22 protein-coding genes are annotated in these 18,659 nt (G+C 64.1%); 15 read left to right on the top strand and 7 right to left on the bottom strand.

Going from position 1 to position 18,659, the window contains the following annotated elements; genetic code table 11:
* Positions 1–159: 159 nt before the first annotated feature.
* Positions 160–348: a hypothetical protein gene (locus M1D51_RS01230; protein WP_172325705.1), complete on the bottom strand. Its 189-nt coding sequence runs from the start codon at positions 346–348 to the stop codon at positions 160–162.
* A 119-nt stretch (positions 349–467) separates the two neighbouring features.
* Positions 468–2,369 carry a DUF2264 domain-containing protein gene (locus M1D51_RS01225; protein WP_458108226.1) on the bottom strand — a complete coding sequence of 634 codons (1,902 nt, stop codon included), beginning with the start codon at positions 2,367–2,369 and terminating at the stop codon, positions 468–470.
* Positions 2,370–2,618: 249 nt separating this feature from the next.
* Between M1D51_RS01225 and M1D51_RS01220 the strand changes: the two genes are divergently transcribed.
* From M1D51_RS01220 to M1D51_RS01155, 14 genes are all read left to right on the top strand, one after another.
* On the top strand, positions 2,619–3,128 hold the full coding sequence (locus tag M1D51_RS01220; RefSeq protein ID WP_458108225.1) for an Asp23/Gls24 family envelope stress response protein: 510 nt from the start codon (positions 2,619–2,621) through the stop codon (positions 3,126–3,128).
* Positions 3,125–3,316 (top strand): DUF2273 domain-containing protein, encoded by a 192-nt coding sequence (locus tag M1D51_RS01215; RefSeq protein WP_458108224.1) that lies wholly within the window; start codon positions 3,125–3,127, stop codon positions 3,314–3,316. The genes M1D51_RS01220 and M1D51_RS01215 overlap by 4 nt, the downstream gene beginning before the upstream one ends.
* Entirely contained in the window at positions 3,313–3,687 is a 375-nt protein-coding gene (locus M1D51_RS01210; RefSeq protein WP_458108223.1) for a hypothetical protein, read from the top strand. Before M1D51_RS01215 ends, M1D51_RS01210 begins: the two co-directional genes overlap by 4 nt.
* Complete coding sequence (locus M1D51_RS01205) at positions 3,684–4,265, top strand: hypothetical protein (RefSeq protein ID WP_458108222.1); 582 nt, start codon at positions 3,684–3,686, stop codon at positions 4,263–4,265. Before M1D51_RS01210 ends, M1D51_RS01205 begins: the two co-directional genes overlap by 4 nt.
* Complete coding sequence (locus tag M1D51_RS01200; RefSeq protein ID WP_458108221.1) at positions 4,262–4,894, top strand: hypothetical protein; 633 nt, start codon at positions 4,262–4,264, stop codon at positions 4,892–4,894. Before M1D51_RS01205 ends, M1D51_RS01200 begins: the two co-directional genes overlap by 4 nt.
* A gap of 79 nt (positions 4,895–4,973) precedes the next feature.
* Positions 4,974–5,204 (top strand): CsbD family protein, encoded by a 231-nt coding sequence (locus M1D51_RS01195; RefSeq protein ID WP_172325712.1) that lies wholly within the window; start codon positions 4,974–4,976, stop codon positions 5,202–5,204.
* A gap of 81 nt (positions 5,205–5,285) precedes the next feature.
* A complete protein-coding gene (locus M1D51_RS01190; protein WP_458108220.1) occupies positions 5,286–5,870 on the top strand; it encodes an RNA polymerase sigma factor in 585 nt (194 codons plus the stop codon).
* Positions 5,861–6,517: an Asp23/Gls24 family envelope stress response protein gene (locus M1D51_RS01185; protein ID WP_458108219.1), complete on the top strand. Its 657-nt coding sequence runs from the start codon at positions 5,861–5,863 to the stop codon at positions 6,515–6,517. Before M1D51_RS01190 ends, M1D51_RS01185 begins: the two co-directional genes overlap by 10 nt.
* A complete protein-coding gene (locus M1D51_RS01180; RefSeq protein WP_458108218.1) occupies positions 6,514–6,927 on the top strand; it encodes a hypothetical protein in 414 nt (137 codons plus the stop codon). The genes M1D51_RS01185 and M1D51_RS01180 overlap by 4 nt, the downstream gene beginning before the upstream one ends.
* An 81-nt stretch (positions 6,928–7,008) precedes the next feature.
* Positions 7,009–8,112 carry a substrate-binding domain-containing protein gene (locus M1D51_RS01175; protein ID WP_458108217.1) on the top strand — a complete coding sequence of 368 codons (1,104 nt, stop codon included), beginning with the start codon at positions 7,009–7,011 and terminating at the stop codon, positions 8,110–8,112.
* Between the two features lie 149 nt (positions 8,113–8,261).
* Positions 8,262–9,569, top strand: a complete 1,308-nt coding sequence (locus M1D51_RS01170; protein ID WP_458108216.1) for an ABC transporter substrate-binding protein — start codon at positions 8,262–8,264, stop codon at positions 9,567–9,569.
* Positions 9,570–9,625: 56 nt separating this feature from the next.
* On the top strand, positions 9,626–10,579 hold the full coding sequence (locus M1D51_RS01165; RefSeq protein ID WP_458108215.1) for a carbohydrate ABC transporter permease: 954 nt from the start codon (positions 9,626–9,628) through the stop codon (positions 10,577–10,579).
* Positions 10,576–11,487 (top strand): carbohydrate ABC transporter permease, encoded by a 912-nt coding sequence (locus tag M1D51_RS01160; protein ID WP_458108214.1) that lies wholly within the window; start codon positions 10,576–10,578, stop codon positions 11,485–11,487. Before M1D51_RS01165 ends, M1D51_RS01160 begins: the two co-directional genes overlap by 4 nt.
* Complete coding sequence (locus M1D51_RS01155; RefSeq protein WP_458108213.1) at positions 11,484–12,488, top strand: hydroxyacid dehydrogenase; 1,005 nt, start codon at positions 11,484–11,486, stop codon at positions 12,486–12,488. The genes M1D51_RS01160 and M1D51_RS01155 overlap by 4 nt, the downstream gene beginning before the upstream one ends.
* 122 nt (positions 12,489–12,610) lie before the next feature.
* Here the strand turns inward: M1D51_RS01155 and M1D51_RS01150 are convergent, their stop codons facing one another.
* From M1D51_RS01150 to M1D51_RS01130, 5 genes are all read right to left on the bottom strand, one after another.
* Complete coding sequence (locus M1D51_RS01150; RefSeq protein ID WP_458108212.1) at positions 12,611–13,108, bottom strand: hypothetical protein; 498 nt, start codon at positions 13,106–13,108, stop codon at positions 12,611–12,613.
* 78 nt (positions 13,109–13,186) lie between these two features.
* Entirely contained in the window at positions 13,187–14,092 is a 906-nt protein-coding gene (locus tag M1D51_RS01145) for a cation diffusion facilitator family transporter (RefSeq protein ID WP_458108211.1), read from the bottom strand.
* On the bottom strand, positions 14,092–15,270 hold the full coding sequence (locus M1D51_RS01140) for a DUF998 domain-containing protein (protein WP_458108210.1): 1,179 nt from the start codon (positions 15,268–15,270) through the stop codon (positions 14,092–14,094). Before M1D51_RS01140 ends, M1D51_RS01145 begins: the two co-directional genes overlap by 1 nt.
* Positions 15,267–15,743 (bottom strand): DUF7793 family protein, encoded by a 477-nt coding sequence (locus M1D51_RS01135; RefSeq protein WP_458108209.1) that lies wholly within the window; start codon positions 15,741–15,743, stop codon positions 15,267–15,269. Before M1D51_RS01135 ends, M1D51_RS01140 begins: the two co-directional genes overlap by 4 nt.
* 144 nt (positions 15,744–15,887) lie before the next feature.
* The gene (locus M1D51_RS01130) at positions 15,888–17,297 is read right to left on the bottom strand and encodes an MFS transporter (protein ID WP_458108208.1); all 1,410 of its coding nucleotides are present in this window, start codon (positions 17,295–17,297) and stop codon (positions 15,888–15,890) included.
* 79 nt (positions 17,298–17,376) lie between these two features.
* Here M1D51_RS01130 and M1D51_RS01125 point away from each other — a divergent pair, with 79 nt between their 5' ends.
* Positions 17,377–18,606, top strand: a complete 1,230-nt coding sequence (locus M1D51_RS01125) for a GAF domain-containing sensor histidine kinase (RefSeq protein WP_458108207.1) — start codon at positions 17,377–17,379, stop codon at positions 18,604–18,606.
* Positions 18,607–18,659: the final 53 nt, after the last annotated feature.

The following is an 18,659-nucleotide window of genomic DNA, read 5'->3' as shown; positions in this document are numbered from 1 at the left end:
ATGACAAGCCTCCTTATTTATTGAGCTGCACCCATCGTCCCTTAAATGGCGCCAGGCAGGGTACCTCCTGAAGGGGAGGGGTCCCTGCCCGTGTCAAAACTCCGTCGAAACTCTATCGAAAACTCTGTTGAAACTCCGTTGGAACCGTCCCGATGACCGCTAGAACCCGACCACCGACTGCGGCCAAATACTGCGCAGCCCCACACCCAGCGGATTGAACTGCTCACGGACGGCAACCCGCGTCTGGCCGAGGACCTCGCCGACGTGGCGCACTGCCTCCCCGGCGCTGGAAAGTGGCTCGTGGACAGCGGTGGCACTGGAGGACTGGGTGGAGATCTGGTCAGTCATTTCGGTGGTCCTTCCTGGAAGCTCCATCAGCGGGTGGCTGATGTTTCAACCATCGGACGGGGTCCTCAAGAAGGGCGCCGGCTCATCTCAAGATTCGCTCAAGATTCCGGGCCCGCACCTCACAAGGCAAACGCAACCTCCAACACCTGTCCCGCCCCCATGTTGAGGCGGGCGCTCACCCGGGTGCCGTCGTCGAACAGTTCAAAAGCGGGTGAAATCCCGACGGCGGGAGGCACCCAGGCGGGCGGCTCACCGCCGAGGTACACCAGGGAGGCGAAGCAGGTGCGTTCGCCGGAGAGCCGGCCCTCCAGATAACCACACGCCGACAAAGCACCCAACGGCGACTCCCCTTCTCCCCGGTGAACGCCCCCGTCCGTCAAGCCATGAAGGGGCCGGATGGCTGTGTACAAGCGGCCGTCAGTGAGGACGCCGGGCGCTAGGACACTGGGGTGGCCGGCGAGCGCGTATCCGCCATCACGGACTGTCCCACCAGAACCTGCCGGGGCCGCCACGGCGTGTACCCGGAGTTCGTACCCGCCTGCGGCCGCGGTCCCCGTCGCTACCCGCCAGGGAGAATCGGCGGGATCCTGTGCATCGCTCCACACCGGGCCGTGCCAGCTCGCGGCCTGTCCTGCGCCGGCGGCAAGGCGGTGAATCCGCGAGCGCCGGCTGGGCGTCCCGGCATCGTTGAGGACGGCGAAGTGGTTGTCGACGGGGTGCTCGGTGAACAGCGGCGCCGTATGGCTTGAATAGGCGAGACGGCGGTAGAGGGGATCGTCCGGACCGGGCGCATAGTATTTGTCGCTGCCATGGTTGAGGAGGCGGGCGATACCGTCCGAGGCCGTGGAGTGGAGCAGGTAGTTGGGGGCCTCGGCGTGCTTTGCGCCGTCTGCGGCTTCCAGGGGCGAGGGCTCCTCAACGGCGGTCCACACCGGGTGGTCCGGGGGTAGGAGCAGTCCGACGAACGCCTTGGAGGTCCAGTAGGGCGAGGCCGGTCCGGAGTATTCCTGGGTCATGGGTTCGAAAGCGCCGAGCCACCCCAGTGACGGCAGGCCGTCGTCGTAAGCGCCGCCGTCGAGGAAGTATTTTGCCGCGCCGCTGGCGATCCTGCGGGTCTGGCCGGGGGTGAGCGGCGTGGCGCAGATTGCCTCGCCCATGAAGAGCGGTGCGACGGCGGCGTAACGGTAGATCAGCGAGCGGCCTTGGAACACCGGGGCGCCGTTGGCACCGAAGAACCGGACGTGGTCCTCAAGGAATGCGGCGAGGCGGCGACGGGAGATTTCCAGGCGTTGGTCTGCTTGGGGATGCCGGTCGGCAGCAAATTCCGCCCACAGGATGGGGTACAGGTGCATGGCCCAGCCACAGTAGTAGTCGAAGAAATCGCCTGTGCCGTCATTGTCCCCGTCCCTGTACCAGCCACCGCCTGCGTACCAGTCGTCCAGCCTGTCCAGGCCCTGCACTATGTGGTCTGCGTTGTGGTGGAACCCCGCAGTAGCCAGGAACTCGGCGATCATTACTTGGAAGAGCACCCAGTTGTTATCTACGCAGGTGCTGCGTGAAGAACCCTGCAGCCACACCGCCACCTGCTCCTGCTCTCCCGCTGAAAGCGTGTCCCACAGCCATGGCTTGGTGAGCTGGAGCGCCAGGACAATCGACGCGGCTTCCACCATGGGCTGTGAGCGGTCCGTGATGGGCAGCCATGCTTCCGGCCCATTCATCACCGTGCCGTGCAGGAGGCCCGCCCTATAAAGTCCAAGGTGGCCGTGGGGATCGCTCCCGCCCTCCCCCGCCACCCGGAAAGCCGCCAGCAGGAACGTCCGCGCGAAGCCTTCCAACCCGTCCGACACAGCGCCCGACGACGACGGGCGGCCGGCCAGCAGGATGGCCGCCTTCAGCGGGGAGAAGCGGGGTCGCACCGCGAGTAATTGCTGATCAGCGAAGGCAACCCAGTGGTCCCGGGTCCAGCCCGTGATGGGGCTGAGGTTGAAGTCCGGGGCGGGCATGGTGAATGCGGTTGCCATGATTCTCCTGCAGGGGCACGTAGTAGTAGCCCCACCACAGTAGGAGTTCCATCCTTGGCATGGCGCGAGTTGAACAATAGTGAACCCGCAGCCGGACCTGCTGCATGAGCCGTCCTGGCTAAATTGGGGACTTGCGCTCACGGGTGATGCACGTCACTAAAACTCGTGCGTGAGGAATCCCGGTATCGGCACGTCTTATTCATGACGGCGCACAACAAGCGCTGCAACCAACGGACAGGAGCAATCGCCATGACGATCCAGACTCACACCCCCGCAGATGTTCCCGCCAAGAACACCACGGCAGACGTTCCGGCCAAGAACCCCGCCGGGGCACCTGAGACCAACACCCCTGCCCTGAATAAGGGCAAGGACGGCCGCGGGGCCACCACGGTTGCCGACGGAGTTGTTGCCAAAATAGCCGGCATCGCCATCCAGGAAATCCCGGGCGTCCATGCCCTTGGCGGCGGCGCTGCCCGCGCCATCGGCAACCTGCGCGAAAAGGTGGGCCAAAAAGACCTCACCCAGGGCGTCAGCGTTGAGGTGGGCCAGACCCAGGTGGCCGTGGATGTCACCCTGGTTGTCGAGTACCCCCACCCGCTCCAGGAAGTAGCGGACAACGCCCGCGACGCCGTCTACACCGCCATCGAGGACCTGGTGGGCATGGAAGTCACCGAGGTCAACATCACTATCACCGACATCCACGTTCCCACCGAGGATGAAGACGCAGACGACGCCGGCCGCGAGCCGAGGGTCGCATGAACCCCACCCTCACCGGCATAGCCATCGGAGCGGTCCTGGCCCTGGCTGGGTTGGCCTTTGGTTTCCAGGGCCTGTTGCTGACAGCGCTGTTCATGGGCATCGGGGCCATGCTGGGCCGTTCCGCCGAAGGAAAGCTTGACCTCCGTGGCGTGCTGGACGCACTGCGGGGCAAGCGCTCCTCGACATGAACCGCGCCGACATGAACCGCGCCGGAAGGAACCGCGCCGGACATACCCGCATCACCCCGAACGCCATCCGTAAAACGTTGGAAGCCGTTACCGCCCAGGCGTTCAGGGTGGATGCGGGCAACGTGGCAGCTGACGTGGATGACGATGCCGGCAGGCTCGGAGTCAGGCTTTCCGTCAGGCTGTCCCTCCCCCCGCTCCTGGGACCGCGGAAAGCTACGGGCACGGTCTTCGAACAAGCCCGGGCAGCACGAACACAAGTGGTGTCCCGAGGCTTGGAACTGACCGGACTGGAGATCGGCAGGGTAGACATCCGGCTTGCGGCCGCCAAGGAACACTTCACCGAACACGGCAAGGAAAGGAGGGTGCAATGAGCCAGGACCGGACCCTGCGGCGGTTGATCCGCCGCGAAACACACTCTTCGCGGGCTCTCCCATCCATCATTTGCGCCTGCATCCTGATGCTCGCTTTCCTCTGGCTGGCACTGGAAGCAGTGCTGTGGATCCTCAGTGACCAGCCGCTGCTGGCAAGTCCCGCACAAATGTCCCAATGGCTGATCGGCCTCCCGGCCGCCACGCTCCCGGCGGGCATGGCAGCGGCCGGAGCCGGCCTCGGCATCCTGGGCCTGGTACTCCTTGGAGCTGCCCTGGGCAAAGGCAGGAAGGCCCGGCGCTCCGTAGCGGGCCGGCGCGCTGCAGTGGTGGTGGACGACGACGTGATTGCCGCGGCCGTCTCCAGCACAGCACGGCTCGCCGCCAACTTGGCCCCCGGGCAGGTGACCACCACCATCGGGGGACGGTCCGTACGCGTCCAGGCCCGTCCGACGTCGGGCGTTCCGCTGGACCGCCAAGCCATCACAACAGCGGTCGACGACGAGCTGGCCGCCTTAGCGCTGGACCGCCGGGTCTCCTCGAGCATCCGGATACTGGACCAAGGAGCGGTAGGGCAATGAGGCAAACAAACCGTGCATTGAACCGCATCCTGCTGGCCCTGCTGGGCATCGCACTGCTGGGAGCCGGCGCCGCAGTCATCGCGGCCGGAATCCTGCCTGGCGCAGCCGATACCTGGACAGCCGTGGCATCATCCGCACAGCAATACGCCAGGGACCTCGTGGGCACCGCACCCCTTCCGGAGCCGGTCCGGAGTTGGTGGATAGTGGCGGGCCTTGGGGTACTGCTCCTTGGCGCAGCCCTCAGTGCAGCCTGGCTCGCTTCCCAAGGCGGTGGCCGCACTCCACGCCTGGCCGAACAACTTGACGGATCCGCCCAAGCTGACGGTTCTGACGCCGCAACCGGCCGGACCGTAGTAGATGTGGGGCTGGTTTCCGCAGCCATCCGGGAAGCCCTCAGCGGGAACCGCGACGTCCTGGCCACGTCCGTCTCAGCCTGGGAATCCCGGCGTGGAACCGCACTCCGCCTCCGCCTTGAAGCCCGCAAGGGAAGCTCACCACGCCAACTCGCCGACACCGCAGAACAACTCATCCGGGAGATGGATACCCTCTTGGGACATCCAATCCCCGTCCTGGTCCGAATTACCAGCGGCGCCCGAACCCAGGTGTCTGGACCGCGACGCGCCCGGTAACCAAAGGACCTCATTTCTCTCCACCCGAACCATGCGCGGCACAACAGAGCACGCGCACAGAAAAAGAAAAGGGAACACCATGGGAATCAATGACAAGATCAACAACGCCGCCACCGAACACCTGGGTGCCGCGAAGGAGGGTGCCGGGAAACTGACCGGGGACCAGTCCTTGGAGCGCGAAGGCCAGCACGATCAGGCTCAGGCAAAGCTCCAGCAAGCAGGGGAGAAGGTCAAGGATGCTGCCGCCGGGATCGGCGACAACATCAAGGAAGCAGCCCAGAAGCTCAAAGAGGGCTTCACTAAGAAGTAGGCATCTCCCGGACGGCCCCGCAACGATGGCGGGGCCGCTCCACTTCCACCATGACCCACCACTCCACCGGGAAGGCAGAACGTGACTGGTTCACCCGCGGCGCAGCACCAACTGGACCTCGTTCCGGATGCGTTGCTGGCCGGGCGGGCAGCGGACGGCGACACGGCCGCCTTCGAAGCCCTCGCCCGACGCCATGGCCCACTGATGCGCGCCACCGCCCGCCGGCTGACGGGCAGCCTGGCGGACGCCGATGACGTAGTCCAGGAAACGTTGGTGCAAGCCTGGAAGCAGTTGGACACCCTCCGGGACCCAGCCGCCGTCAAGGGCTGGCTCATGAGGATTGTGGGCAGCCGCAGCATCGACCACCTCAGGAAACGACGCAACCACGTGGACCTGGACGACATGGAAAACCAGCGGGACGATACCCCCCGGACCATGACCCACGATCCGGAAAACAATGCTGTCAACGGCTCGCGCGTGGAGGCCCTTAAAGCCGCGCTCGCCGCGCTCCCCGAGGAACAACGGCGCTGTTGGGTCCTCAAGGAATTCAATGACCAGAGCTACGAGGAGATTGCGCTGACCTTGAACATCAGCCCGGACAGTGTCCGTGGCCGGTTGGCCAGGGCACGGATCACGCTCGCACGCACCATGGAGGAATGGCGATGAACACTCCCGGCGACACCCTCGATTGCGGGCACAGCCTCGCGGATCTCAGTGCCTACCTGGACACGGGACAGATTGACGATCCAACCCATCTGGAGCGATGCCCCGAATGCCAGGCCGCGTTGTCCTCGCTGCGCCACCTCTCGGAACTCGGCGGAGACCTGCTCCGGTCCGATGTTGCGGACGCGGGATCAGGAACCGACGACTGGATGCAATCAATCCTGGACAACCTGCGGCTGGAACTGCGGCCCGGACGGAGCATTCCCTTGCGGGCCGAACACCCGGATGACACGCTGTGGGAAACCGAAGGAGCCGTCTCCGCCCTGATCCGCTCCGTGGCCGACGCCCTCCCCGGAACAGCCGCCGGAAAGTGCCGGCTCCAGGGAGACGTGACCACTGCGGGAGCCCCCATCACCGTGGAGGTGGAAGTGGCTGTGGTGTACGGACACTCCATGGAAGAACGCGCCGCAGCCCTCCGCGAGGAGTTGGCGAAGACTCTGGCACGGCAGACCGAACTGGACATCCAAGCCATCAACATCACGGTGACCGATGTCCTTGAGCCGCCACCAACATCTCACCCCACCGGCACACCCGGCGCACCCGGCGCACCCGGCACCACTGACCCGCTGAACACCGAGGACCAGCCATGACCGAGTTTTTGGAAGCCGAAAACACATCCCCTGCAGCCGGGCAGGCAGGGGCCCCGACCGCCACGACGCCAGCCGGGCTCAACGATCTGGCTGGGGAATTGCTCGGCATAGTTCAAGCGGTGGACGGGGTCCACTCGGTGTATCCCGCGCAGCCGTTGTGGCAGTCCATAGCCGGCGCCGCAATGGCCGCGGTCACGGGAGAGGCCCTCCCCCTCATTGCCTTGAACGGCCCCGGGGGTCCGGCAGGTCCGGCAGGTCCGGCAGACATGCTGACTGTGAAGGTCCGGATCGGCGTGGAGGGATCCCGTTCGGCCCCCGAGGTGACCCGTGAAGCAGCCGGGGCAATCCGGAAGTACCTGCACCCACAGGCTGCCGTCGTCGAGATTTCAGTGGTGAAGCTGGGCAGTTAGGCGTCAAGGATCCACGCTTGCCCCGTCCTGGTTCATAATGAACGAACTGAACACAAGTGAACTTGATAGGCGGACACCTGCATGCTGACCGAGGATCGTCAACAGCTCATCCTGAGGGAACTGGCACTGAACGGCTCCCTCAATGCCAGCGAATTCGCAGCGAAACTGGGAACCTCGGGGATGACCGTGCGGCGGGACCTCGCAGTGCTCGCCGGGCAAGGCCTGCTGGAGCGGGTACATGGCGGAGCCATTCCGATGGGCGGAAAACTCACGGCGGGACCCGCAACGCAGCCTTCCACGTCATGGCGTCCGGGCGGGAGAAGGCCCTTGGCCACCATCGGGATGATCGTGCCGTCGGCGTCGTACTACTTCCCTGGCGTGATCCGCGGTGCAGAAGCCGCTGCGCAGGAAGCCGGCGTCCGCTTGGTGCTGGGTGTCACCAACTATTCGGATGCCGAAGAGCGGCGCCAACTGCGGCGGCTCTACGAGCACGGCGTGGACGGCATCCTCATCACGCCCAGCGGGCAATCGCTGGCCGGGACCGAAACGCTGGACCTCTTGGCCGAGGCTGAGGTGCCGGTGGTAGTGGTGGAGCGGTCGATTGACGACGCCCTGGACCACGGCCGGCTCGAAGCCGTCCGGAGCGACCACGTGCGTGGCTCGGAGATCGCCGTGAACCATCTTTTGGGCCTTGGCCACCGGAAGATCGCCATCTGCCTGCGCGAAAACAGCCCCACGGCCCCTCAGCTCATCGATGGCTACCACCTCGCCATGCAGCGGGCCGGGCACGCCCGCGATGACTCCATGGTGCGCGCCATGTCCCGCGCCCAAAACGACCCCCAGGCCCACCGCGAATTGGTGGACAGAATCCTTGACTGGTGTGCCTCAGCGCAAGTGACAGCCGCCGTTGTGCATACCGACGAGGACGCACTCCAGTTCGTCAGCGCCTGCCTCGAACGGCAGATCCGAGTCCCGGAGGACTTCGCAATCGTCTCCTACGACGACGAAATTGCCGCGCTCGGCGCCGTTCCGCTCACCGCGGTGGCACCGCCGAAATACGACGTCGGACACCAGGCTTTGGTGATGTGCCTGAGCAGGATCGGGGCGCGGCGCGGAAGTACGTCGGCGTTGCAGCGGGTTAACTTGTCCCCGGCGTTGGAAGTGCGCGGCTCCACCCAGCCGTAACCCAGACCCCGCCCTCCGTCCGCCCCATTCCTGTTTACTTCTGTTCATCTTATTGATGATGTTCATTTTTGTGGATTTCATAGTGCCTAGTCCGAAAGTGCCCCCAGAGCACCACGACTTTCGCATCGTGAACTTCAAAGGAGAACAGAATGAAGCGTCGCCAGCTTCTACTTGGAGCAGCCGGCATCATGGCCAGTGCTGCCCTCATCACCGGCTGTGGCAGTACCCCGGCAGCCACGCCAACCCCCACCGAAGATCCCACCGGCGCCATCACCTTCTGGTCCTCCATGGCCGGCATGGACAAGGTTGCCGAGGCGTTCAACGCCAGCCAGGACAAGATCAAGGTCACCTTCGAAACCATCCCCAACGGCGGCGCAGGCGGCTACGCCAAGCTCTCCACTGCCATCACCGCAGGCAACGGCCCCGATGTTGCCACCATCGAATACCCGCAGCTGCCCCAGTTCGTCAGCAACGGCCAACTGCAGCCGCTGGACGGCTACATCAACAAGGCTGAAACCGTGGACAAACTCACGGACGAAACCAAAGCCTTGGTGCAGTTCGGCGAGCAGACTTACGCACTGCCCTACGATGCCGCGCCGATGATCATGTGGTACCGCAAGGACATGCTGGACAAGGCCGGTGTCTCCACGCCCAAGACCTGGCAGGACTTCGAAGAAGCCGGCAGGAAGCTCAAGGCCGTAGCCCCCGAGGCACACCTCGCCAGCTTCAACCCGAACGAGGCTGCGCTCACTGCTGCCCTGTCCTGGCAGGCGGGCGGCAGATGGTTCGGCACCGAAGGCGACAGCTGGAAAGTGGGTGTCAATGACGAGCCCACCAAGAAGGTCGCCACCTACTGGCAGAAACTGATCGACCAGAAGATCGTCAAGGTCCAGCAGTCCTTCAGCGACGAATGGTCCGCGGACCTGGCGAGCGGCGCCGTCGTCGGAGTCCTGGGTGCCAACTGGAGCGCCACCGGTATCCAGAAGCGGACCGAGGCCAGCGGCCAGAAGGGGCAGTGGATCGCCGCAGAAGTACCGAACTGGGGCACCCCGGCCGACGCGTTCTACGGCGGATCCAGCTTCAACATCACCAAGAGCAGCAAGAATCCGGCTGCAGCCGCGAAGTTCATCGAGTACCTGGCCACCAGCAAAGAGGCCATCACTGCCCGCGGCAACACCGGCTCCGCCTTCCTTGCCTTCCCTGGCTTGACCCCGGTGGCGCAGAAGGCCTTTGACGCCAGCTACTTCGGCAACGACATCTACGAGGTCTTCAACAAGGCCTACGGCACCATCACCCCGGGCTGGCAGTGGGGTCCCAACTGGGACATCACCAACACCGCGCTCAAGGACGCTTACGGCACGCTGACCAGCGGCGGCAAGGTGCTGGACGCCGTCGATACCGCCCAGGACGCAACCGTGGCCGGACTCAAGCAGAACGGCCTCTCCGTCAAGGAGTAGGCCCGCACGGTGGGGCGGCTCAATAAAGGGCCGCCCTGCCAGCGAGGAGAAACATCATGGCTACCCAAGCCGCAGCATCCACTTCACCCACGCAAGCCACTGCAGTCGAACCCCGCAAGACCCGCGTCATGTCCGGAACCGGTGGCCGGACAGCCGCACTGTTCCTGACCCCCTTCTTTGCAGTTTTTGCCCTCGCCCTGGTGGCGCCGGTTGTGTATGCAATAGTGCTGAGCTTCTTCGCCCAGCAGAAGTCCGGACTCGGCTTCGGTGAGGCCAAGACCGCGTTCGTGGGCCTGGAAAACTATGTCCAGGTCCTGGAATCCGAGAGCTTCGTGGGCGGCATCGGACGCCTCGCCCTGTACTGCCTGCTCTACATCCCCTGCATGGTGGGCGGCGCCCTGGCGTTTGCGCTCCTGCTGGACGCTGCCGTGGCGCGGGCCAGGAAACTGTTCCAGTTGCTCGTCTTCCTCCCCCACGCAGTTCCCGGGGTCATTGCCGCGTTGATCTGGGCTTATCTCTACACGCCCGGCGTGAGCCCGATCGTCTCGGTCCTGGAAGCCGGCGGGATCTCGCTGAACTTCCTGGACAACCAACTGATCCTGCCGTCCATTGTGAACATCGCCGTCTGGGAGTGGACGGGTTACAACGTGATTGTGCTCTTCACTGCGCTCCAGGCCGTCCCCCGGGAAATCCTGGAAGCCGCCCGGGTGGACGGGGCCGGCGAAATCCGTGCAGCCATCAGCATCAAGCTCCCCCTGATCCTGCCGGCCCTGAGCGTCATCATGCTCTTCACCGTCATCGGCACGCTGCAACTGTTCACCGAACCGAACATCCTGTCCAAGGCCACGGCGTCGGTCACCAGCACCTGGGTGCCCAACATGTGGGCCTACGACGCCGCGTTCAACCGCCACAACCTCAACCAGGCAGCGGCAGCCTCCATCATCATCGCGCTCATGGCAGCCATCCTGTCCTGGGCAGTGACCCGCTTCAGCTCAAGGAACACAGCATGAGCACCTCTACGATCTCCCGCCCACGGCCCCTCCCGCCCGCTCCGCCACAAGGCAGGCGACGCCACGCCCGCAACGGCGGCTTCGCGAGTACGTTCACAGTGAACGCCCTCCTCATCCTGGGTTGCGCCTACATGGTGCTTCCCGTGGTGTGGCTGTTCTTCGCCTCCACCAAGAACTCCGCAGACCTTTACGGAACCGCCGCCTACGCGTTGGGGGAACCGGCCTTCTTAGAGAACGTCACGGCGGTCCTGAACCAGGACGGCGGAATGTTCCTCCGATGGATGGCCAACTCCATGTTCTATGCCGCTTTCGGCGCGATCCTTGGCGGGCTCATCTCCGTCATGGCCGGTTACGCGTTCGATAAATTCCAGTTCCGCGGCAAGGACTCGTTCTTCGGGGTGGTCCTGGTGGGCGTCCTGATTCCCAACACTGCCACGGTGCTCCCCATGTACCTGCTGGCCTCCGTTTTCGGCATCACCAACACCATCTGGGCCATCCTCATCCCGGTGCTCTGCAACCCGTTCGGCGTTTACCTGGCCCGGGTGTACTCGGCGGCTTATGTTCCCGCCGAGACCCTGGAAGCAGCCCGCGTTGACGGCGCCGGACCCATCCGGTCATTCTTCTCCCTGGGCCTGCCCATGATGATGCCCGGTTACATCACCATTGCCCTGTTCCAGTTTGTGGGCGTCTGGAACAACTTCATGCTCCCGCTGGTGATGCTGCAGGACCAGAAACTTCTGCCCGTCAGCGTCGGCATCTCCATCTGGCAGGGGTATTCCATCCCTCAACCGGAGTTCACGCCCATGGTCATTACGGGCTCGTTGCTCTCAATCATCCCGTTGCTGCTGGCGTTCATCATGCTGCAGCGGTTTTGGAAGTCCGGCCTCACCGCAGGGAGCGTCAAGTGAGGTTGAACGTTGCCTTGGCCATGCCGGCCCACACCGCACGGGCGGTATTTCCGTCCAGGAGCCTGGATCCCTTGGAACCGGCGCTGACACTGCTGAGCCGCGACCCCATCCAGGACTTCACGACGCCGGAAGGCCGCGCCATCCTCGCCGAGACGGATATCCTCCTCACCGGCTGGGGCTGTCCCATGATCGACCACACCGTCCTGGACGCCGCACCCCGGCTCCGGTATATCCTGCATGCCGCGGGCAGCGTGAAACACCACATCAGTGATGCCTGCTGGGAACGCGGCCTCCAGGTCAGTTCCGCCGCAGACGCGAACGCCATCCCGGTTGCCGAGTACACCGTGGCCATGATCGTCCTGGCCAACAAGCGGGTCCTGCAGATCGCCCGCGCCCTGCACACCACCCGGACCGACGTCCTGGCTGAGCAGCTCTTCCCGGACATGGGCAACTACCGCAAACGCGTGGGCATCATAGGGGCGTCGAAGATCGGCAGGCACGTGATCAGGCTGTTGGCTCCGTATGAGCTGGAAGTGGTGGTGGCCGATCCTTATCTTTCCCCCGAAGAGGCGGCCGACCTCGGCGTCGGGCTGGTGGATTTGGAGGAGCTGGTGGCAAGCAGCGATGTTGTCAGTCTCCACGCGCCGTCGTTGCCGTCAACCAGAAATCTCATCGACGACGGCTTGATTGAACGTATGCGGCCGGGCACCACGTTCATCAACACCTCGCGCGGCGAGCTGGTGGACCAGGATGCGTTGCTCGCCAGGGTGGAGCGCGGCGATCTCTACGCGATCCTGGACGTCACCACCCCGTGGGTACTGCCTGCCGGCTCCCGCTTCTACACGCACCCCAACGTGCTGCTCACCCCGCACGTGGCAGGGTCCTTGGGCAATGAGCTGGAGCGAATGGCGGCGAGCGCCGTTGACGAGGCACTCCGGCTGTCCCGTGGGGAAGCCCTGCGGTTCCCGGTGCGGCTGGAAGACCTGGCGTTTATGGCCTGAGCGCCGTACACGTACGGCCAGCAGCGCGGCCAGCAGCGCAAAGCGACAAACCGTAAAGGCGAACAACGCACGACGGCGACCTGCCGCCGTCGTACGTTGTTCGCCTTTTAGCTGTTGCTTCCTTAGCGCGCGTCCTTCTTCGCTTGGCGTTGGGCGCCCTGGGACTGGCTGGAGGCGTCGCGCTTCACACCGCCGGTGGTCTTCTGGTGGGACCGTGCCCGGCCCGAATTGGTGCCGGACTTGGTGCCTGTGCCGGACGACTCGGGCCCCGTGGACTTCCCGGCGCTGGCGCGTTCCAGCCGTTCGTCCTTCAAGGCTTCAGCGGCCTCGTGGGCCAGCCGGGCCAGTTCGGTGCTGACGATCGAGAGTGCTTCCTCGAAAACGAAAGCCCTGGCCCGCGCTTTGTCTGACTTGTTCGACGCAGCTCCTCGGGCGCCGGCTTCCAGAACCTCGTCAGCGGCTTTGCGTCGATAGTTGGTGGTGTACTTGTTGCGGGCCCGCCGAACCCGTTTGTGCAGCTTCAGCAGGCCTTCCTCATCGAGGAGCTCAAGCCTGGCTGGCTCCAATTCGCGAATCAAATCAAGTTGGTCTTGCTTCAACACCCACAGATATTGGTCCATTTGCCGATACTTCCATACCTCCCCAATGAGGGGTAGGGGGTGGTGGAGTTCTCATCCGAAGCGGGGGATGGCTGGGGCTCATTCGAAGAGTTCCGGCGCCGCGGTGAGCGCAACATAAGCCCACACGTCCAGGCCCAAAGGTTCCAGCGCTTTGACGACGGCCCGGCGAACGGCGTCCTCCTCGCCCACGTTCCACTCGGATCCGGCCACCACAAAATCAACCTCGACGTACAGCTTCCGCCCTACTTTCCCGGACCGGATGAGCGGTTCCTGCAGCCCGTATTCCGTCCGGACACCCTGTATCGCTGCGGTGATGGCGGCATCGAGCTCTTTGGACGGCGCACCTTCGAGGAGCTCGTTCAACCCCGTCCGGATCAACCCGATGGGGATGTACGCCAGGATCAGGCAGGCCAGCAAGACCAGGACCGGGTCAACATAGAGGGCAACATCGTTCAACCCGAGGTTTTGCAGGACCAACGCCACCCCTGCGCCCAGGAGCATCATGACGCTGAGGATGGCCCCGGCCCGCCATTGCGCGATTTCCGCCACCACCAGGTCCGAGTCCGGTGCCGCCCGCCGCATCCATGCGGCCACGCCGAACCCAATGGCCGCCGTCGCCCCTCCATAGATGGCGATGATCGCCGCGTTGACCGGCGAACCGCCGTCGCGTATCACCACCACTGCATCCCCCGCTGCCACCAGCAACGTCCCCGCCACCGCCAGCCCCTGGATGAGCACTACCAGTGGCGTCAGAGCGTCCCGCCCGAAGGGAAAGCGGCGCGTGGGTCCACCGGCTGAAGCGGAAGATGCCTTCAAAGAGATCGCGGTGAGCACCAGCCCAATGCCCATGTAGGCGCCGTCGAACACAATGATCCTGGTCCCGCTGAGCACACCCAGCACCAGTGCCCCTGCGGCCGACACAGCGGAGACCCATAACGAAGCCCGCAACGCGCGGCGCTCGGCCCCCAGCTGTCCTGCCGGCATCAGTCGCTCCGGGTGGCGAGGGCGTCCAGCAAGCGGATGAAGACGGCGATCCATCCATAAATGATGACGAACGCAATGAGCTCGAACGCCGTCAGGTTGAAGTAGCCCACCGGGTAGAACAGCACCAGGGACACGATCAGGGCCGCCAGGAAACTGCCGCACACCAGGAAGAAACGGCGCGGCAGGCCCCGGAGAATGAAGGGCGAGGCCAGGAGCAGCAGGATGAACACCACGGCCATCCCGGAGGCGAACAAGGTGTGAATCAGGAAACTGACGGACAACGGGACCACCCCCACCCCTGCCAGCAGCAAGCCCATGGCCACGAACGCACCCGAGCAAAGTCCGGCGCTCCAAGGTTTGACCAGAACACCCTGGGCGATCAGGGAACGGAGATCCCGGTCCAGATACACGGCGAAAGTGGTGATGAAAAACCCTGCCACCACCAACGACAGATTGAACAAACCGCTGGAAGCTCCGCCCAACGTACCCAACTGGCTGAAGTGGTACTCCCACCACTTGGGGTCCTGGGAGGTGGCCATGCTGGCGACGATGCTCATCACCATGAACAAGACCAGGAGGCCGGACAGCTTGCGGGTGCTGATGTCGTACACCGAGAGGTAGATCCAGTACACGGCCAGGCCTGAGGCCACCGCCATCCCCACAGTGGCAGCATAGATATCCACGGTGAGCCCCTGGAAGCTGCGCTGCAGGAGCAGGAAAACCGCGACAGTTGCGATCGCCGCTATCAAGGCATGGACCAGGGCCACCGTCGTGGCGTCCACGATGAATTTCCACGCTGGAAGGCTGAGCCGCCAATGCTGATCCGGCTGGTACCGCGAGCGCCAGTAGCCGATATATGCCGCCACTAGCCCGAGCACCAGGATCGCGCCCGCGGTCACCAGGCCCAGGGATACGCCGCCCCATAGCGGAGGGGTGCGGCCGAAGAAGATGAGCAAAGCTGCGATCCCGGCCAGCACTGCGGCGGAGGAAGCAGCCAGGAGTGCCTCCGACTCGTTGGCCAGGCGGGGTTGTTGGGGGCTGGCTGGTGCTGGGCTGGCTGGTGCTGGTGCTGAACTGGGTGCGGGCAGGCCGGACCGCGCCGGTGAGTTAGCGGGAATGGTCGCCGAAGCAGGAACGGTCGCCGAAGCAGCAGGGAGGTCCGACGCCGGTTCCGTCACGGCGCGGTTCTTCCGCCGGGGCGGGCCCGGTCCCGGTGCAGGTCCCCGTGCAGGTCCCGGCGGGCATCCCCCTGCGCTTCCTGCGGCGCGCCCCGGCCATCTTCCTCCGGAGAGAGCCGCAGCCAGGCTCTCGCTTCAGATGCCGAAGTAAAGAAACGGGTGGGGCAGGGAGGCTCTTGAACTGCCAGCTGGTAGTCGGCGAGCATGCGGTCCACAGCGTTGTTTCCCAAGAGGGCAATCCTGGAGGCAGCGCAGGGTTCGGCGAAGACATCGCGGGCCGCACGGCTGAGGTGGGCGGTCTCGGCCATAGTTACCAGGAGGGGATATCGGCTGCCCGCTGCAAGGTGGTTAACGGCCTCGACGGCGGCACGGGCGTTGGCGGCTTCGATCCGGACACCGGTTTTCCAGGCCAGGAACATGACATCATCCGGTCCGATGCCTATGAAGTAGTCGCAGGGGTCCTGCTGAGCCATGGATGTTCTCCCTCTCTGCGGCCCTGGCCGGGGTGCCACGATCTGACTCAACCCTGCACCCGCGGACAATCACCTTGTCTCATCCGAAAAGAGTGATCTTTGGGTGCACTGATGGTTGGGGCCCGTTCAAGGCACCCGGTCAGCTCAGCCCGCCGAGGATGAGTCGGCCGCCTCGGTTTCTTCCGCGGCTGTCTTCGCGTAGGAAGCCGAGACCCGTCGGTAGACCGGGGTCAGGAAGGCGAGTAGTGCCACGGCAATCATGATGAGGCCCGCAGCCAGGAACACCAAGGCGATGCCGCGGGAAATGCCTTCTCCCAGCAGCGGTTCCAATTGTGCTGCGCCCTCGGATGACCGGGCGTAGGGGATGATCCAAAACTGGGCGATCGGAGCAATGAGGAAAGCGGTGATGGGCGCGGCCGCGGACTCGAACGCCATGGCGAAGCCAAAGACCCTTCCTTGCCGTGGCAGGGGGACTACTTTCTGAATGACGGTTTGTTCGGCGGCTTCCACCACAGGAACCAAGGCCATATACAGCCAAATCCCTGCAATGTAGAGCCAAGCCCATTCCCTCACGGTAAACAGCGCACCGATCAAGCCCATGATCATCACCGCGATCAGCATGGTCCGCAAGGGGTTGGACCCAAGGCCGAACTTGCCAATCAAGGCGCCGCCCACCACAAACCCTGTGGCTCCAATGGCGAAGACGGTTCCCCACATTTCCACGGAGAACATTTCCAGCCCGTAGGGGTCCATCAGGGCCATGTAGACGCCACCAATGAAGTTGTTGAACGTGGAGAAGAGGATCAGGGCAAACAGTCCGGAAATCGCCATGACCGCAGCCCATGACCCGCGCAGGTCGAATCCGCCCTCAGCGTCGGAGGCAGCTGCCCGTACTTCCTCGGGCATCCGCAGCGTGAGGAGATGCCCGAAGGCCACCGCAGTGAGCACCAGGGCCACAACCACGGTCCAGCCCATGCCCAGCAGCCCCACGGACAACCCGGAGAGCACCGAGGTGACAATGAACATGAGGCCTTGCACCATGCCCACCAAGCCGTTGGCGTTGGCCCGGCGGTCAGGTTCGATCAGGATGGTGACCGTGGTGGACAGTGCGATGTTGCGCATGTTCTCCACTACTGCGCCTAATAGGATGATCATGGTGAAGATCCAGAACCATGGCTGCGTCAGGTCCAGCAGCGCTTCCTCGGGTGTCAGCAGGAACATGACTCCGGACAGGACGAACATCACCAGGGTGAACATGGCAGCAAAGCGCATGACGGCGAGTTTCCGGTAACGGTCCACAAAGGTGCCGAAGCTGATGCTGGAGAGTGCGATCAGCAGCATGTAGGCGCCGCCGATCACCCCTGTGGCGATCACGTTGCGGGTTTCCAAATACACCCAGAACGTCAATGCGAACCAAAGATAGCTCGTGGTGATGTTGGCCATCGCCGTGTTGACCAGGATCCCTGTGAAAGTGCGGGACCTTTGTGCCGGGGTTCGTACGGAGAGATCGATGGTGTCAGTAGACGCGGCGGTGGCCGGTTCCTGCTCGGTCATGCGTTCCAGTAAACCACCGGGCCCAACCTCCCGGTAGTATCGGCAGGTAATTGACGAAACTCTTGGGGGATTGTTTTTTATGACGGAAATACAGGGGCAGCTGTCTTTCACGAAAGACACCGCCAGGGACTTGGAACTGCAGGAGTATGGGCTTGATCCCGCCGTGGATTCCACGCTCCTGCCCAATGCCGCCGTCATGAGTGCCCTGCAGAACCTTGTGAGGCTCGCCACCGAGTTGTGTGGCGCACCGTTTGGCGTGGTCAACATCATCAGCGCCGAGTACCAGCACCAGATCGGCGCGTGGGGCGTGGACCCGGGGGTTTGCTCCCGTGAAGACTCCATGTGCGCCAAGGTCTTCCTCTCCCGTGAGAGGACCGTGGTGGCGGATGCGTCCAAGGATCCCCGTTTCGCGGACAATCCTTTTGTCACCGGCGAGATCGGCGAAGTCCGCTTTTATGCCTCCGTTCCGTTGCAAACCGAGTCCGGGTTCGTCCCCGGAACCCTCTGCGTCTTCTCGGACAAGACCAAGGAGTTGAGCCCGGAGCAGGTCAGCATGCTGGAGGTCCTGGCCAAGCAAGTGGTTGAGTTGCTGGAGCTGCAGCATCGCACCGTCCAGCTGGACCGCACATATTCCGAGCTCAGGGAGAGCAACGCGAAACTTGCCGGGTTCGCGGGCCGCGTCAGTCACGATCTCCGCATCCCGCTGACCACCATCCTGGGCTATGTGGAACTGGTGGAGGACGATCCCGATGTGGAGCCCCAGAGCACGGCTGCGCGGTACCTGGACCGGATCGGCGCCAGCGGCCGCCGCATGCTTGGCATGTTGGAAGATGTCCTGAGCTACTCCCGCGTGGGCGGTGGCATCCAGCCCGCGCTTGTCTCATTGGGCGAGGTCACTGAGGAAGTGGCCCGGGATCTCGGGATCGAGAACCAGGGCATTTTGGCGGTCCAGGACCTCAAGCTCCACGCGGACCGCGGCCAGCTCCGCACCCTGTTGCAGAACCTTCTCTCCAACGCCATGAACTACAGCAGCCCGGATCGCCCGCTCAAGATCAGCATTAGTGGCGTTTCCAACTATCACGGTGCCACCGTCTTCGTGGCGGACAACGGCAAGGGCATCGCTCCGGAGGACAGGGCCAAGGTCCTGGAACCCTTGGTGCGCCTGCGGCGGCAGGGCGACGGACCGGGTTCCGGACTTGGCCTGGCCACCTGCAGCAGCATCGCCAAAGCCCATGGCGGCGACCTCACGCTCGCGGAGACCCCGGGCGGCGGAACAACGGTGGCGGTCAGCTTTCCCTCCGGAAGCTGACACCCTGCACGCGATATGAGTCGCTGAATTTACGGTCGCATAACTTACGGAAG

This window comes from Arthrobacter sp. R3-55, from assembly GCF_054161505.1.
Note: the sequence above shows the minus strand (reverse complement) of the source record. Positions and strands in the feature narration are given on the sequence as shown.